This window comes from Methylibium sp. Root1272 (assembly GCF_001425905.1).
Classification (GTDB): Bacteria; Pseudomonadota; Gammaproteobacteria; order Burkholderiales; family Burkholderiaceae_C; genus Methylibium.
The window spans coordinates 143195-157211 of record NZ_LMDY01000017.1; the positions used below are offsets into that span (position 1 = coordinate 143195).

The following is a 14017-nucleotide window of genomic DNA, read 5'->3' on the forward strand; positions in this document are numbered from 1 at the left end:
GCGTCGGTCAGGCGGGCGTCGCGAGACGCCGCAGATCGGCGGCCCAGCCCCTGAGCTTGCGCTGGGCCTCCTGGCGCTGCTCGGGAGTGGTGTCGTTGTGGATCTTCGAAAGCAGTTCGCAGTTCGCCGTCTCGAGGCGCTGCTGGTAGCGCCGATAGGCCTCGTCGGGCGAGCGCTTGACCTCCTGCCAGTGATTCCGTAGCGCCTCGGTGGCCGAGGGGCGCGACAGCACGCCGGCCTGCACTTGCCGCAAGGTCAGCAGCAGGTGGCGTTGCCGCCGCTGGCGCTCGGCCAGCCAGCGCTCAGGCTCGAACGGCGACGCGCTCATGGCCTGCGCGATGCGCTCGCGTTGCGAGCGGTCGAGCTGGCCATACAGCTGTTCGGCCCGCTCGACCACGCGGTCCGCCGCTTCTTCACGTCGCTCGGCCGGGTCGGGCTGCAGGAAGTCGTCGCGGAACTCGGCGTTGTTCTTCGCCTGCTTGCGCTCGAGGCGGTTCAACTGTTCGCGGCTGAAGCTCGCGGCAATCGCTGCGGCGTCGGGCAGGGCGTGGTCGACCGCGCGGTCGATGCGCTGGCGCACCTCCTCGAACCAGCGGCAGGCCTGGGCCGGCGTGGCATCCTGGCCGGCTTCGGCCGCCGCGCGATCGAGCAGCGACACGTAGTCCGGCAGCTCGGCCCTGCGATGCCAGGCAAACCACCGGGTGATCGCCTCGCGGGTGCGCAAGGTCTGGTCGCCGTCGAAATCCACGTAGCCGTCGAGCCACCAGTACGCGAATTCCCCCGCCTGCGTGTAAGCCAACCGCAGCGCGCTGCAGCCGGCCAGTGCCAACAGCAGGCAGGCCGCGATAATTCTCCAACTCCTCAACCACCTGACCATCAGCATGCTGGACATCGTGATCATGGCCGCCGGCAAGGGCACCCGCATGAAGTCGAGTCGGCCCAAGGTGCTGCACACCCTGGCCGGGCGAGCCCTATTGCAGCACGTGCTGGCCACGGCCGCCGGTCTGGGAGCGCAAAGACTCATCACGATCACGGGTCATGGCGCCGAGGAGGTGGAGGCGGCCATGCGCTCGGCCTTTCCCGAGGCGCCGCTCGCCTTCGTGCGGCAGGAGCCGCAGCTTGGCACCGGGCATGCCGTGCAACAGGCGGTACCGCTGCTCGACGATGCCGGCACGACCTTGATCCTCAACGGTGACACGCCACTGATCGACGCGTCGACGGCGCGCGCGCTGGTCGATGCCTGCGGCGGCACGCAGCTCGCGCTACTGACCATCGATCTGGCCGATCCGACCGGTTACGGCCGCATCCTTCGTGACGGCGACGGGCGGGGCGAGAAGCTGCTCGGCATCGTCGAGCACAAGGACGCCAGCGCGGCGCAGCGCGCCATCCGCGAGGTCTACACCGGCATGATGGCGGCGCCCACCGCGCTGCTGAAGCTCTGGCTGGCGCGTCTGTCCAACGACAACGCCCAGCGCGAGTACTACCTCACCGACGTGGTCGCGATGGCCGTTGCCGACGGCGTGGCGGTGGTCGCCGCGCAGCCCGCCAGCGAGACCGAGGTCCTGGGCGTCAACAGCCCGCTCCAACTGGCCGAGCTCGAGCGCCGTCTGCAGCGCAAGCAGGCCGAGGCGCTGCTCGAGGCCGGTGTGCGCCTGACCGACCCGGCACGCTTCGACCTGCGCGGCACGTTGGTCTGCGGCGGCGAGGTCGAGATCGACGTCAACTGCGTCTTCGAAGGCCGTGTCGAACTCGGCGACAGGGTGCACGTCGGGGCGAACTGCGTGATCCGCGACGCACGCATCGCCGCAGGCGCGGTGATCCACCCGTTCACGCATATCGACGGCGCCGAGGTCGGCGCCGGCGCGCTGGTCGGGCCGTTCGCGCGCCTGCGTCCCGGCGCCGAACTGGGGGCCGAGGTGCATATCGGGAACTTCGTCGAGGTCAAGAACTCCACGCTCGCGCGCGGTGCCAAGGCCAACCACCTGGCCTACCTGGGCGATGCGACGGTCGGCGAGCGTGTGAACTACGGTGCCGGCAGCATCACCGCCAACTACGACGGCGCGAACAAGCATCGCACCGTGATCGGCGACGACGTGCATGTGGGCAGCAACTGCGTGCTCGTCGCACCGGTCACGCTGGGTGCAGGTGCCACCATCGGTGGCGGCAGCACGATCAACAAGGACGTGCCGGCCGGGCAACTGGGCGTGGCGAGGGCGCGGCAGACCGTGATCGCGGGCTGGCGACGGCCGACGAAAAAACGCTAGCAGTTGTTACGCCGGTAACGGCGGGCCGAGCGGGCGGGCCGCCTTGCGTGGGCCCGGGGCACGGGCCCGCGGCACAGTTGCAACAACGCGGCGGAAGAGAGCGTTCCGGTTGCAGACGCGCCAACTCTGCACGACCTGACGTGACACCGCGCCGGTAGCATCGGAAACCGATGCGACGTCCCAAGATCCCCCATTACTACGGCCGCCTGAAGGTGGCGCCGGACGCGCCACCCGAAGTGATCCGTGCCGCCTACAAGGCGCTGGTGCAGAAGTACCACCCCGATCGCCACCACGGCAGCGTCCGCCACGAGCTCGTACTGACGGCCTTGAACAAGGCCCAGGACGTGTTGCTCGACCCCGAAAGGCGTGCCGCCCACGACCAGTGGATCCGGCGCGAGGAGACCCGCCTGGGCTACCGGGATCCCGAGGACCAGCCCGCCCCCGGGCTGCGGGTGCGGTTGCAGTTGCTGGCATCCGGCATGCGTGAGGGCGGCTTGTCGTTCGGCGAGGCCTGGCTCACCTACCTCACCGGCGCCCAGCGACTGGTGGTCGGTGCTGTCGGCGTGGTGGCCTTGGGGCTCGGGCTCGGCGGCTTGGTGGTAATGCTGTTGCCGCACGACGACGTGCTGAGCGGGTTGACCTCGCCGGCCGCGCTGCACAAGTCGCTGTCCGCGGCGCAAGGGTCGGCTTCCGCGCCGAATTGACGAGCGGCTGTGGCAGCTCTCGCCGGCCTGCGCAGTTCACCGTGCCGGCAGCGGCAGTTCGCTGCTGAACTTCGCGCGCTTGATGCTGAAGAAGGCGCGCACGTTGCGCACGTTGGCGTCGGCCGTCAGCAGCCGCGCGGTGAAGGCCTGGTAGGCCTCCATGTCGCGCATGCCCACCACCAGCATGAAGTCAGGCCCCGGCGAGACCCGCCAGCACTGCTGGACACTGGCATCGGCCACGGCGCGGGCCTCGAACGCGTCCAGGCTTTCGCTGGTCTGCACGTCGAGCGTGACCTCGAGCAACGCATGCAGTTGCGGCAGGCCGGAATCGGCCAGGCGTTGCGGCGATAGCTGGGCGGCCACGCGCTCGATCAAGCCCAGCGCATGGAAGCGCCGGACGCGGCGGTGCGTGGTGGCCGTGGCCACGTGGACTTCGGCCGCCAAGGCTTGATTCGACAGCGAGGCATCGCGCTGCAATTGCGCGAGCAACTTGAGGTCGAGGGGATCCAGCGTGATCTTATTCACGAAATAAATAGTTCATAAAAAACTAAAATCAGAATGAATTTTTCATTGTAGAAAGTTTTGAGATTTTTATGCCGTTTTATTCTTAATTTAGAAAGCATATTTGTTGCTACGGTCCCTAGGATGCTCCATCCATAGCTCAACAAGGCCATCTCATGTGCGGCATCGTCGGCGCGGTCAGCGCTCGCAACATCGTCCCCATCCTCGTCGAGGGTTTGAAGAGGCTCGAGTACCGGGGTTACGACTCCTGCGGGGTCGCGGTGCATCAGGACGGCGCGCTGCGCCGCAGCCGCAGCACGTCGCGCGTTGCGGAACTCGACGTGCAGGTAGGCGCCGACGCGGTGCAGGGAACGACCGGCATCGCCCACACGCGATGGGCCACGCACGGCGCGCCGGCGGTGCACAACGCGCACCCGCATTTCTCCAGCGGCCCGGGCGCCGATGCCGCGCGTCCGGCGCGCATCGCGCTCGTGCACAACGGCATCATCGAGAACCACGATGACCTGCGCGCCGAACTGCAGGGGCGCGGCTATGTCTTCGCGAGCCAGACCGACACCGAGGTCATCGCTCACCTGATCGATTCGCTGTACGAAGGCGATCTGTTCGAGGCCGTGCAGCAGGCCACGCAGCGACTCAAGGGCGCCTACGCGATCGCTGTGTTCTGCCGCGACGAACCGCACCGCGTGGTGGGTGCGCGAGAAGGTTCGCCGCTGATCCTGGGCGTGGGGCAGGGTGAGAGCTTCCTCGCATCGGACGCGATGGCGCTCGCCGGCGTGACCGACCAGATCGTCTACTTGGATGAGGGCGACGTGGTCGACCTCCAGCTCGGCAAGCACTGGATCGTGGCGCGCAACCCGGCGACCGGCCGCCACGAGCGCGTGCAGCGCGAGGTGCGCACCGTGCATGCGCACACCGGTGCGGCCGAGCTCGGGCCCTACCGCCACTACATGCAGAAGGAGATCTTCGAGCAGCCGCGCGCCATCGCCGACACGCTCGAAGGCGTGCAGGGCATCGTGCCGGAGCTGTTCGGCGACGGCGCGCACCGCGTGTTCAAGGAGATCGACTCGGTGCTGATCCTGGCCTGCGGCACCAGCTACTACGCCGGCTGCACCGCCAAGTACTGGCTGGAATCGATCGCGCAGATTCCCACGCAGGTGGAAGTGGCCAGCGAGTACCGCTATCGCGACAGCGTGCCGAACCCCAAGACACTCGTCGTCACCATCACGCAGAGCGGCGAGACCGCCGACACGCTGGCCGCGCTGAAGCATGCCCGCTCGCTGGGAATGAAGCACACGCTCACCGTGTGCAATGTCGCCACCAGCGCGATGGTGCGCGAGTGCTCGCTGGCCTACATCACCCGGGCGGGTGTCGAGATCGGCGTGGCCTCCACCAAGGCCTTCACCACGCAGCTGGCGGGCCTGTTCCTGCTCACGCTGATGCTGGCCAAGACCCGTGGGCGGCTGGACGAGGACGCCGAGGCCGGGCACCTGAAGGCGCTGCGCCACCTGCCGGTGGCGCTGCAGGCCGTGCTGGCGCTCGAGCCCCAGGTCATGGCCTGGGCCGAGGAGTTCGCCCGCAAGGAGAACGCGCTCTTCCTGGGCCGCGGGTTGCATTACCCGGTGGCGCTGGAAGGCGCGCTCAAGCTCAAGGAGATCAGCTACATCCACGCCGAGGCCTACCCGGCCGGCGAGTTGAAGCACGGGCCGCTGGCGCTGGTGACCAGTGCGATGCCGGTCGTCACCGTGGCGCCGCACGACGCGCTGCTCGAGAAGCTCAAGAGCAACCTGCAGGAAGTGCGCGCACGCGGCGGCGAACTGTTCGTGTTCGCCGATGCCGACACGCGGATCGAAAGCAGCGAAGGCGTGCACGTGATCCGCATGCCCGAGCACTATGGCGCCTTGTCGCCGCTGCTGCACGTGGTGCCGCTGCAGCTGCTGGCCTATCACACGGCCTGCGCGCGTGGCACCGATGTCGACAAGCCACGCAACCTCGCGAAGAGCGTGACGGTGGAGTGAGGTAACAAGGCGCCATCGCCTGATGCGTCCATCGGCCTCGACCGCGCACATCACGTCGAACGGCCCTGTCTCGCGGCGCTGCTAGCGCGACCCCTCATTGCCTTCTCCGCTGCTGCGGCAGAAGATCGATCGATGGGGCGACCCGCTGGTGGAGGATGCGCGATGGGCAAGAAGGTCTGCGTTTCGACGCTGGGCGGCCTGCTGGCGGCGACGGCGCTGGCCGGGCAACCGGCGCTGCATATCGCAGCGGCTGAACCTAGCGCGGGAGAGGCCCGCGACGGAGGGGCCCTCGTCATGGCCAGTTGCGTCGAGGGCAGTCCGCCGCTGGTTTTTGCCCGGGCCGATCAGCGTGCGTTGCTGGATTCGGCGGACCGCGAGCGATTTGAGGGCGCCGCCTTGTCGCTCTACAAGGTACTCGACCGCCGTGCGTTCGCATCGGTGCAGATCATGCTGTGGGACAAAGGGCCGGGAGAGTGGGTGTACGTGAGCGTGCTGCCGGTCGACGGCGGCACGCAGCGGTCGTGCTTCACGGCCACCTTCACCGCGGAGCCCTTCGAGTTCACGCCCGTGCTGATCCGCAAGTACTTTCCGGGCGCCGGCCGCACCTGATGCGAGGCCCGATCGGTTGGGCCGCGCCGTGCGCGGTTTCTCGGCCGAGGAGACAATGCGGAGGTTGGCGGGCCAGTCAACGCAGCGCGGCGGTTTGAAACGGGGGTCGGCTCATTCGGGTTGACCTCAGCGTGCTGCGGCGATGTTCTGGTACACAGTGGGCGGCATGCCTCTCCCGGCATGGCCCTCGGCAGCGCTCAGCGCCGACGGCAGGTTTTCGTGTGGCGCCCGTGGCCCGCATGACAGCCGCAGCCCCTACAACAGAGACAGTTTTCTCAGTGGAGTGATCGATGCCTGGCTTGTTGCCGAACGTGGACCCGGACGGTCTGCTCGAGTATTCGGTGGTCTACACCGACCGTGCCCTCAACCACATGTCCCAGAGTTTCCAGGGGGTCATGCGCGACATCTCGGCCACGCTCAAGCGCGTCTACAACGCGAAGTCGGCCGTCATCGTGCCCGGTAGCGGCACCTTCGGCATGGAGGCGGTGGCTCGGCAGTTCGCCACCGACCGCAAGGTTCTGGTCATCCGCAATGGCTGGTTCAGCTACCGGTGGACGCAGATTCTCGACATGGGCCGCATCGCTTCCGACTCGACGGTGTTGAAGGCGCGCCGCACCGGGCCGGGCGCGCAGGCGCCCTTGGCGCCCGCGCCCATCGACGAGGTGGTGGCCACGATCCGTGCGGAACGTCCCGCGGTCGTGTTCGCGCCGCACGTCGAGACCTCGGCCGGAATGATCCTGCCCGATGCCTACCTGCGCGCCGTGGCCGATGCGGTGCACGAGGTCGGTGGTCTGTTCGTGCTGGACTGCATCGCGTCCGGCACCTTGTGGATCGACATGCAGGCCACCGGCGTCGACGTGCTGGTCAGCGCGCCGCAGAAGGGCTGGAGCGGTTCGCCCTGCTGTGCGCTGATCGCGATGAGCGATCTGGCTCGCGAGCGCATCGATGGCACGCAGAGCACCAGCTTCGCCTGCGACCTGCGCAAGTGGCTGCAGATCATGGAGGCCTATGAGGCCGGTGGCTACGCCTACCACGCCACGATGCCGACCGACTCCCTGGCCCGCCTGCGCGACGTGATGCGCGAGACAGAGGCCTATGGCTTCGACAACGTGCGCGCGGAACAGCAGCAACTGGGCGAGCAGGTTCGCGCACTGCTGGTGCGCAAGGGCCTGCGCAGCGTGGCGGCCGAAGGCTTCCAGGCGCCTTGCGTGGTGGTCAGCTACACCGAGGATCCAGCCATCCAGTCGGGGCAGAAGTTCCTAGGGTTGGGCCTGCAGGTGGCCGCCGGCGTGCCCTTGCAGTGCGACGAGGGGGCCGACTTCCGAACCTTCCGCATCGGCCTGTTCGGTCTCGACAAGCTGCACCACATCGAGCGCACGGTCCGTCAGCTCGATGACGCGCTGAACCGCATCCTCTAGCCGATGGATCGATCCAGCGTCATGCCGGAACGATCGGCATGAAGAGCCGACCGGCCGACGGTGGCCTGGTCTACTCGACCGAGCTCGGCCGGACCTGCCCGGCCTGCCGCCAGGCGGTCACGCAGTGCGCGTGTCGTAGCGCCGGCGCCGTGCCGGCAAGCGACGGCATCGTGCGCGTCTCGCGCGAAACGAAGGGCCGCAACGGCAAGGGCGTCACGGTGATCAGGGGGCTGGGGTCGGAGCCGGCCGCGCTGGCCCAGCTCGGCAAGCAGCTGAAGGCCGCCTGCGGGTCCGGCGGCACCGTGAAGGACGGTGTGATCGAGATTCAGGGCGATCACTGCGAACGCGTGATCGAGTGGTTCCAGGCCCGCGGTCACACCGTCAAGCGTGCCGGCGGCTGACCGACCACGTCGGGCGGCCCGTCACGGGCCTCACATGGCCATGTTCATGATGTCGGTGTAGGCCTGCACCAGCTTGTTGCGCACCTGCAGCGTCGCCTGGAATCCGATCTGGGCCTTCTGCATCGCGACCATCGTTTCCTCCAGCGAGACCGACGAGTTGCCCAGCTGAACCTGCTTCTGCAGCTCGGTGGCCTGGTTCTGCGCGGAACTCACCGACTTCAGCGCGGCGCTGAAGCTGGTCTGGAAGCTCGCCGGCTCCACGCCCTGCGACTGCGTCGCCAGGCGCACGCGCTCGGCCACCTGCGGCATCCCGGCGCGGGCAGCGGCTTGGGCAAAGTCGAAGGGCTTGAGCTTCACGTCCATGGGGAAGGATCGTAGCCAAGGGCCCGCGGCGCAATGGTGGGAACTGGCGGGATTTGGCCGGCCTGTTCGCCGCTTTTCCGGCTCAAGGGTAACGAAACAATGCCGAGGCGCCGATGGGAATGGTCCCGTCGCGCTTCGACCCACGATCCGACACGGACACGCCGCGACGCCCGACCCCTGCCGATGGACACCGCACTTGCCCCCGTGAATTCCCTGCCGCTCACGCCGGCCAACGCCGACGGCTTCGGCTCGCGCCTCGCTGCGCTGCCCGCCGGCCGCAAGTTGACGCTCGGCATCGGCCTGGCCGCGCTGGTGGGCATCGCTTTCGCGATGTCGATGTGGTCGTCGCAGGGCAACTACAAGGTGCTGTACGCCGGCCTGTCCGACAAGGACGGTGGCGCGATCCTGGCCCAGCTGTCGACGATGAACGTGCCCTACAAGCACGCCGACGGCGGCGCCGCGATCCTGGTGCCGGCCGACAAGGTGCACGACGTGCGCCTGAAGCTGGCCTCGGCCGGCCTGCCCAAGGGTTCGATCGTCGGCTTCGAGCTGATGGACAACGCCAAGTTCGGCCAGACGCAGTTCCAGGAGCGCCTGACCTTCCAGCGCGGCCTCGAAGGCGAGCTGACCCGCTCGATCGGTGCGCTGGCTGCAGTGCAGAGCGCCCGCGTGCACCTCGCGCTGCCCAACCAGAACGGCTTCTTCCGCGAGCAGCAGAAGCCCAGCGCCTCGGTGCTGCTGACGCTGCACCCCGGCCGCACGCTCGACCGCACGCAGATCGCCGGCATCGTTCACCTCGTGTCCTCCAGCGTCCCGGAGATGGACCCGAAGGCCGTGACCGTGCTCGACGCCACCGGCGCGCTGATCTCCGGCGCCGGCGATGCCCACTCGGCCGGCGGCCTCGATGCCCAGCAACTTCAGTATGTGGGCCAGATCGAAGGCAACTACACCAAGCGCGTGTTCGACATCCTCGAGCCGGTGCTCGGCCGCGACAACCTGCGCGCCCAGGTGACCGCCGAGGTCGACTTCTCGCAGACTGAATCCACCTCCGAGGCCTATGCGCCGAACCAGGGCCTGGGTGCCGACGGCAAGCCGGCCGCGGCCACGCTGCGCAGCCACCAGGTCAGCGAGGCCAGCGGCGGCGGCAGCGCCCAACCGTCCGGCGTGCCCGGCGCCACCAGCAACCAGCCGCCGGTGCCGGCCACCGCGCCGGTCAACGGCAGCGCACAGCCGCTGCAGACCGCGCAGGCGGGCGGCGCCAGCGGCGGCGGCAACAGCCGGCGCGAGGCCACCACCAACTACGAGGTCGACAAGACCGTGCGCGTCACGCGCAATGCCACCGGCACCATCAAGCGGCTGAACGCGGCGGTGGTGCTGAACCACCGCTCGGTCACCGACGCCAAGGGCAAGACCAGCACCACGCCGATCTCGGCCGAGGAGATGGAGAAGCTCACCGCGCTGGTCAAGGAGACCATCGGCTTCAACGCCGACCGCGGCGACTCGGTGAAGCTGATCAACGCCCCCTTCAAGGTCGAGAAGCCGCCGGTCGAGGAAGCGCTGCCTCTGTGGAAGCAGCCCGACACCCAGGATCTGCTGCGCACGCTGGCCGTGCCGGCCGCGCTGACGCTGCTGGCGATGATCATCGTGTTCGGTGCGGTGCGGCCGGCGCTGAAGGCGGCCCAGCCGGCCAAGCCGCAGCGCCAGCTCGACGCCGTGGTCGACGACGTGCAGGCGCTGCCGTCGCCGACGACCGCCGCGGCACTGCCCGCGCTCGAGGCGCCGGTGGTGGACATGCGGCTGAACCAGGCCCGTGCGCTCGCCAAGGAAAACCCGGCGGCCATGGCCAACATCGTGCGCGGCTGGTCCGCCAAGGAGGCGGCATGAGCCGGCGAGAGCTCCCTCGCGGGGCAGGCGCGCCTGACGCGACGTGGTGGAGGTCATGACCATGGATGCCCAAGGACTGGAAGATGCGGCCATCCTGCTGATGTCGATCGGCGAGGAGGAGGCCGCCGAGGTCTTCAAGCACCTCGCTCCGAAGGAAGTGCAGCGCCTCGGCGAGACCATCGCCAAGATGAAGAGCGTGCCGCGCGAGCGCTTCGAGCAGGTCCTCGAGCGCTTCACCGGCGACGCGGCCGACACCAGCATGCTGGTGAGCGACACCGACGAGTACGTGAAGGCCGTTCTGCGCAAGGCGCTGGGCGACGACAAGGCCAACCTGCTGATCGACCGCATCCTGCAGGGCGGTGATGTCTCCGGCATCGAGAGCCTGAAGTGGATGGACCCGAACTCGGTGGCCGAACTGCTGCGCAACGAGCACCCGCAGATCGTCGCGGCGATCCTGGTGCACCTGGAGTTCGACCAGGCGGCCGAGGTGCTGAAGGAGTTCACCGAGCGCCAGCGCAACGAGGTGATGGTGCGCGTGGCCACGCTCGACGGCATCCAGCCCAGCGCGCTGAAGGACCTGAACGAGGTGATGGGCAAGGTGCTCGCCGGCGGCGAGCGCATGAAGAAGTCGATGATGGGCGGCGTCAAGCCGGCAGCCGAGATCATCAACATGATGGGTTCGGCCATCGAGACCTCTGTGCTCGACTACATCCGCGAGGCCGACAGCGACCTCGCGCAGAAGATCATGGACAACATGTTCACGTTCGACGATCTGCAGAAGATCGACGACCGCGGCATCCAGGCGCTGCTGAAGGAAGTGCAGACCGAATCGCTGGTGGTGGCGCTCAAGGGCGCGCCGCCCGAGCTGCGCGATCGCATCCTCGCGAACATGTCGACGCGTGCGGCCGAGACGCTGCGCGAGGACCTCGAATCGCGCGGTCCGGTGCGCGTCTCCGAGGTCGAGGCCGAGCAGAAGGAAATGCTGAAGATCGTGCGCCGCTTGGCCGACGAAGGCCAGATCGTGCTGGGTGGCGGTGGCGATGACCAGTTCCTTTGAACGCAAGCTCGGCGCCAGCCCGGCGCCGCGCGATCCCGGCAGCCGCAGCCGTGCGACCGACGGTCCGGCGGCCGATGGCTCGCCGAACGCCTATGCGCGCTTCATCCCGCGCGAGGAAGTGCGCAGCTTCGCCGCCTGGCGGCCCAGCAGCTTCGGCACCACGCCGCAGAACCCGGCGGCTCCGGCGCCCGCCGCGCCGCTGACGCCCGAGCTGGTGGCGGTGCAATTGCAGGCCGCCCGCCAGAGCGGCTACCAGGACGGCTACCGCGATGGCCTGACGGCACTCGAAGGCTTCAAGCAGAGCTACGCCCAGCAGGTGACCGGCCAGGTCACCGCCGTGGCGCAGGCCTTCCGCGGCCAGCTCCAGCAGCTCGAACAGGGCCTGGCCGCGCAGCTCGCGGACGTGGCGGTCGCGCTGGCGCGCCAGGTGCTGCGCAGCGAACTGGCGACGCGGCCCGAGCTGGTGGCAGCCGTGGCCCAGGAGGCGCTGGTCGCGACGCTGGCCTCGGCGAGGCAGGTGGCGGTGCACGTGCATCCCGAGGACCTCGCGTTGTTGAGCCTGCACGCCGGCGAGGCGCTGGCCGCGCGTGGCGCCCGGCTGGTGCCCGATCCGGCGCTGGCACGCGGCGGCTGCGTGGTCGACAGCGAGGTCGGCATCATCGACGCCAGCGTCGAGGCGCGCTGGCGCCGCGCGATGGACGGCATGGGACAGCGCGCCGCCTACGAGGTGGCGCCGTCGGCCGAAGAAGCCGCCGCCCCGGTGGCCGACGAGAACGGAGCGGGCGCATGAACGCGCCGACCGAAGGCTGGCTGCCCGCCGCCACGCCGGCGACCGAGCGCCCCGCGGCGCCGCTCGCCGCGCTGCCGGCGTCCTGGCAACGCTACATGGACGATCTGAAGGCGCATGCCATCGGCCCGGTGCCGCTGGAGGCGCAGGGCACGCTGGTGCGCGTGGCCGGGCTGGTGCTCGAGGCCGCCGGCATCCGCGTGCCGGTCGGGTCGGTCTGCGAGGTGCGCATGGAAGGCCAGCCGCCGGTGCTGGCCGAGGTGGTCGGCTTCGCGGCCGACCGCGCCTACCTGATGCCCACCGGCGAGTTGCATGGCCTGGCCAGCGGCGCGCGGGTGGTGCCGCGCTCGACGCCGAGCCTGGCGCCGGTGCTCGGCGAGGCGCATCACCCGTGGCGTCGCAGCGAAGACCGCACCCGGCACCTGCCGATCGGCGACGGCCTGCTGGGCCGCGTGATCGACCCGCTGGGCATGCCGCTCGACCGGCTCGGCCCGATCAGCGCCGTGCGCAACGAACCACTGGTGCGCCGCCCGATCAACGCGATGGAGCGCGATCCGGTGCGCGAGCCCCTGGACACCGGCGTGCGCGCGATCAATGCCATGCTCACCGTCGGCCGCGGCCAGCGCATCGGGCTGTTCGCCGGCTCCGGCGTCGGCAAGTCGGTGCTGCTGGGCATGATGGCCAAGTACACCGCGGCCGATGTCATCGTCGTCGGCCTGATCGGCGAGCGCGGTCGCGAGGTCAAGGAATTCATCGAGGACATCCTCGGCGAGGAGGGCCTGAAGCGCTCGATCGTCGTGGCGGCCCCGGCCGACTCGCCGCCGCTGACGCGCATGCAGGGGGCCGCCTACGCCACCGCGATCGCCGAACACTTCCGCGATCGCGGCCAGCACGTGCTGCTGCTGATGGACAGCCTGACCCGCTATGCGATGGCGCAACGCGAGATCGCGCTGGCGATCGGCGAACCGCCGGCCACCAAGGGCTATCCGCCGAGCTGCTTCGCGAAGCTGCCGCAGCTCGTCGAACGCAGCGGCAACGGCCTCAACGGCTGCGGCTCGATCACCGCCTTCTACACGGTGCTCAGCGAAGGCGACGACCAGCAGGACCCGATCGCCGATGCGGCGCGCGCCATCCTCGACGGCCACATCGTGCTGTCGCGCGACCTGGCCGAGAGCGGCCACTACCCGGCGATCGACATCGAACGCTCGGCCTCGCGCGTAATGCACAACGTGGCCCGGCCCGAGCACCTGCAGGCGGCGCGCCGCCTGCGCCAGCTGTGGTCGCGATACCAGAAGGCGCGCGACCTGATCGCGCTGGGCGCCTACGCACCCGGCCACGACGCCGAACTCGACCTCGCGGTCAAGCAGCACGACGCGATGCGCGCGCTGCTGCAGCAGGACATGCACGACGCCTCCCGGCTGACCGACAGCGTGCGCCAGTTGCGCCAGCTGACCGGCATCTGATTACCGAGCGACCCGACCGACCGTTCTCCCCGGAAAGAATCCATGAGCGCCCTCCAGCCCCTGAACACCCTGCTCGAACAGACCACGGTCGCGCGCGATGCCGCGCTGGGCGTCCACCGCAATGCGCTGAACGCCGTGGCGGCGGCCCAGGCCCAGGCCACGCAGCTGGCCGAGTACCGTCAGGAGTACGCGCAACGCTTCGGCACGCAGTTCCAGCGCGCCGGCGCGATCGAGCTGCTGCAGTGCTACCAGGGCTTCATGGTCCGGCTGGACGAGGCGGTGTCACAGCAGCAGCGGCTGCTCGCGCAGGCCGTCGAGCGCGGCGACACGGCCAAGGCCGCTCTGCTGAACGCCGAACTGCGTGTGGCTTCGGTGCGCAAGCTGATCGAGCGGCGCATCGCCGAGGCCGTGCGCACCCAGGACCGCAGCGACCAGAAGGCGACCGACGAGCTGGCCTCGCGCGCCGCGTGGCTGCGGCTGGCGGGCACCGCCCCCGGCGCCACGCTGGGCGCCGTCTGATCGCGCACACG

General features: G+C 69.3%; 14 protein-coding genes. 11 read left to right on the forward strand and 3 right to left on the reverse strand.

The window, feature by feature from the left end:
* Positions 1 to 7 precede the first annotated feature (7 nt).
* Entirely contained in the window at positions 8 to 883 is an 876-nt protein-coding gene (locus tag ASC67_RS17735; RefSeq protein WP_156466812.1) for a DUF6279 family lipoprotein, read from the reverse strand.
* Here ASC67_RS17735 and glmU point away from each other — a divergent pair.
* Positions 882 to 2264, forward strand: a complete 1383-nt coding sequence (gene glmU / locus ASC67_RS17740) for a bifunctional UDP-N-acetylglucosamine diphosphorylase/glucosamine-1-phosphate N-acetyltransferase GlmU (RefSeq protein WP_056324809.1) — start codon at positions 882 to 884, stop codon at positions 2262 to 2264. The two genes, ASC67_RS17735 and glmU, sit on opposite strands and share 2 nt — an antisense overlap.
* Before the next feature lie 170 nt (positions 2265 to 2434).
* Positions 2435 to 2968, forward strand: a complete 534-nt coding sequence (locus ASC67_RS17745) for a J domain-containing protein (protein ID WP_056324813.1) — start codon at positions 2435 to 2437, stop codon at positions 2966 to 2968.
* A 36-nt stretch (positions 2969 to 3004) separates the two neighbouring features.
* Here ASC67_RS17745 and ASC67_RS17750 read toward each other — a convergent pair whose 3' ends face one another.
* Positions 3005 to 3493 (reverse strand): Lrp/AsnC family transcriptional regulator, encoded by a 489-nt coding sequence (locus tag ASC67_RS17750; protein WP_056324818.1) that lies wholly within the window; start codon positions 3491 to 3493, stop codon positions 3005 to 3007.
* 152 nt (positions 3494 to 3645) lie between these two features.
* Between ASC67_RS17750 and glmS the strand changes: the two genes are divergently transcribed.
* The 4 genes from glmS (at position 3646) to ASC67_RS17770 (ending at position 7933) form a co-directional block, all read left to right on the forward strand.
* On the forward strand, positions 3646 to 5505 hold the full coding sequence (gene glmS / locus ASC67_RS17755; RefSeq protein ID WP_056324821.1) for a glutamine--fructose-6-phosphate transaminase (isomerizing): 1860 nt from the start codon (positions 3646 to 3648) through the stop codon (positions 5503 to 5505).
* A 162-nt stretch (positions 5506 to 5667) separates the two neighbouring features.
* Positions 5668 to 6114 carry a hypothetical protein gene (locus ASC67_RS17760; protein ID WP_056324826.1) on the forward strand — a complete coding sequence of 149 codons (447 nt, stop codon included), beginning with the start codon at positions 5668 to 5670 and terminating at the stop codon, positions 6112 to 6114.
* A gap of 290 nt (positions 6115 to 6404) precedes the next feature.
* Positions 6405 to 7532, forward strand: a complete 1128-nt coding sequence (locus ASC67_RS17765) for an aminotransferase class V-fold PLP-dependent enzyme (protein ID WP_056324830.1) — start codon at positions 6405 to 6407, stop codon at positions 7530 to 7532.
* Positions 7533 to 7570: 38 nt separating this feature from the next.
* Positions 7571 to 7933 carry a translation initiation factor Sui1 gene (locus ASC67_RS17770; RefSeq protein ID WP_056324834.1) on the forward strand — a complete coding sequence of 121 codons (363 nt, stop codon included), beginning with the start codon at positions 7571 to 7573 and terminating at the stop codon, positions 7931 to 7933.
* A 30-nt stretch (positions 7934 to 7963) separates the two neighbouring features.
* Here the strand turns inward: ASC67_RS17770 and fliE are convergent, their stop codons facing one another.
* On the reverse strand, positions 7964 to 8296 hold the full coding sequence (gene fliE, locus ASC67_RS17775; RefSeq protein ID WP_011828164.1) for a flagellar hook-basal body complex protein FliE: 333 nt from the start codon (positions 8294 to 8296) through the stop codon (positions 7964 to 7966).
* A 183-nt stretch (positions 8297 to 8479) separates the two neighbouring features.
* Here fliE and fliF point away from each other — a divergent pair, with 183 nt between their 5' ends.
* The 5 genes from fliF to fliJ all read left to right on the forward strand — a co-directional run bounded on the left by fliF (position 8480) and on the right by fliJ (position 14006).
* A complete protein-coding gene (gene fliF / locus ASC67_RS17780; RefSeq protein ID WP_056324837.1) occupies positions 8480 to 10180 on the forward strand; it encodes a flagellar basal-body MS-ring/collar protein FliF in 1701 nt (566 codons plus the stop codon).
* A gap of 61 nt (positions 10181 to 10241) precedes the next feature.
* On the forward strand, positions 10242 to 11237 hold the full coding sequence (gene fliG, locus ASC67_RS17785) for a flagellar motor switch protein FliG (protein ID WP_011828166.1): 996 nt from the start codon (positions 10242 to 10244) through the stop codon (positions 11235 to 11237).
* On the forward strand, positions 11221 to 12027 hold the full coding sequence (locus tag ASC67_RS17790; protein ID WP_082536104.1) for a flagellar assembly protein FliH: 807 nt from the start codon (positions 11221 to 11223) through the stop codon (positions 12025 to 12027). The genes fliG and ASC67_RS17790 overlap by 17 nt, the downstream gene beginning before the upstream one ends.
* Positions 12024 to 13487, forward strand: a complete 1464-nt coding sequence (gene fliI / locus ASC67_RS17795; protein ID WP_082536105.1) for a flagellar protein export ATPase FliI — start codon at positions 12024 to 12026, stop codon at positions 13485 to 13487. The genes ASC67_RS17790 and fliI overlap by 4 nt, the downstream gene beginning before the upstream one ends.
* A 42-nt stretch (positions 13488 to 13529) precedes the next feature.
* The gene (gene fliJ, locus ASC67_RS17800) at positions 13530 to 14006 is read left to right on the forward strand and encodes a flagellar export protein FliJ (RefSeq protein ID WP_056324843.1); all 477 of its coding nucleotides are present in this window, start codon (positions 13530 to 13532) and stop codon (positions 14004 to 14006) included.
* Positions 14007 to 14017 lie beyond the last annotated feature (11 nt).

Bases quoted from the DNA above. Each gene is read 5' to 3' on its own strand.
- glmU (WP_056324809.1), top strand. From the start codon at position 882: ATGCTGGACATCGTGATCATGGCCGCCGGCAAGGGCACCCGCATGAAG.
- ASC67_RS17735 (WP_156466812.1), bottom strand. From the start codon at position 883: ATGCTGATGGTCAGGTGGTTGAGGAGTTGGAGAATTATCGCGGCCTGC.
- ASC67_RS17745 (WP_056324813.1), top strand. From the start codon at position 2,435: ATGCGACGTCCCAAGATCCCCCATTACTACGGCCGCCTGAAGGTGGCG.
- glmS (WP_056324821.1), top strand. From the start codon at position 3,646: ATGTGCGGCATCGTCGGCGCGGTCAGCGCTCGCAACATCGTCCCCATC.
- ASC67_RS17760 (WP_056324826.1), top strand. From the start codon at position 5,668: ATGGGCAAGAAGGTCTGCGTTTCGACGCTGGGCGGCCTGCTGGCGGCG.
- ASC67_RS17765 (WP_056324830.1), top strand. From the start codon at position 6,405: ATGCCTGGCTTGTTGCCGAACGTGGACCCGGACGGTCTGCTCGAGTAT.
- ASC67_RS17770 (WP_056324834.1), top strand. From the start codon at position 7,571: ATGAAGAGCCGACCGGCCGACGGTGGCCTGGTCTACTCGACCGAGCTC.
- fliE (WP_011828164.1), bottom strand. From the start codon at position 8,296: ATGGACGTGAAGCTCAAGCCCTTCGACTTTGCCCAAGCCGCTGCCCGC.
- fliF (WP_056324837.1), top strand. From the start codon at position 8,480: ATGGACACCGCACTTGCCCCCGTGAATTCCCTGCCGCTCACGCCGGCC.
- fliG (WP_011828166.1), top strand. From the start codon at position 10,242: ATGGATGCCCAAGGACTGGAAGATGCGGCCATCCTGCTGATGTCGATC.
- ASC67_RS17790 (WP_082536104.1), top strand. From the start codon at position 11,221: ATGACCAGTTCCTTTGAACGCAAGCTCGGCGCCAGCCCGGCGCCGCGC.
- fliI (WP_082536105.1), top strand. From the start codon at position 12,024: ATGAACGCGCCGACCGAAGGCTGGCTGCCCGCCGCCACGCCGGCGACC.
- fliJ (WP_056324843.1), top strand. From the start codon at position 13,530: ATGAGCGCCCTCCAGCCCCTGAACACCCTGCTCGAACAGACCACGGTC.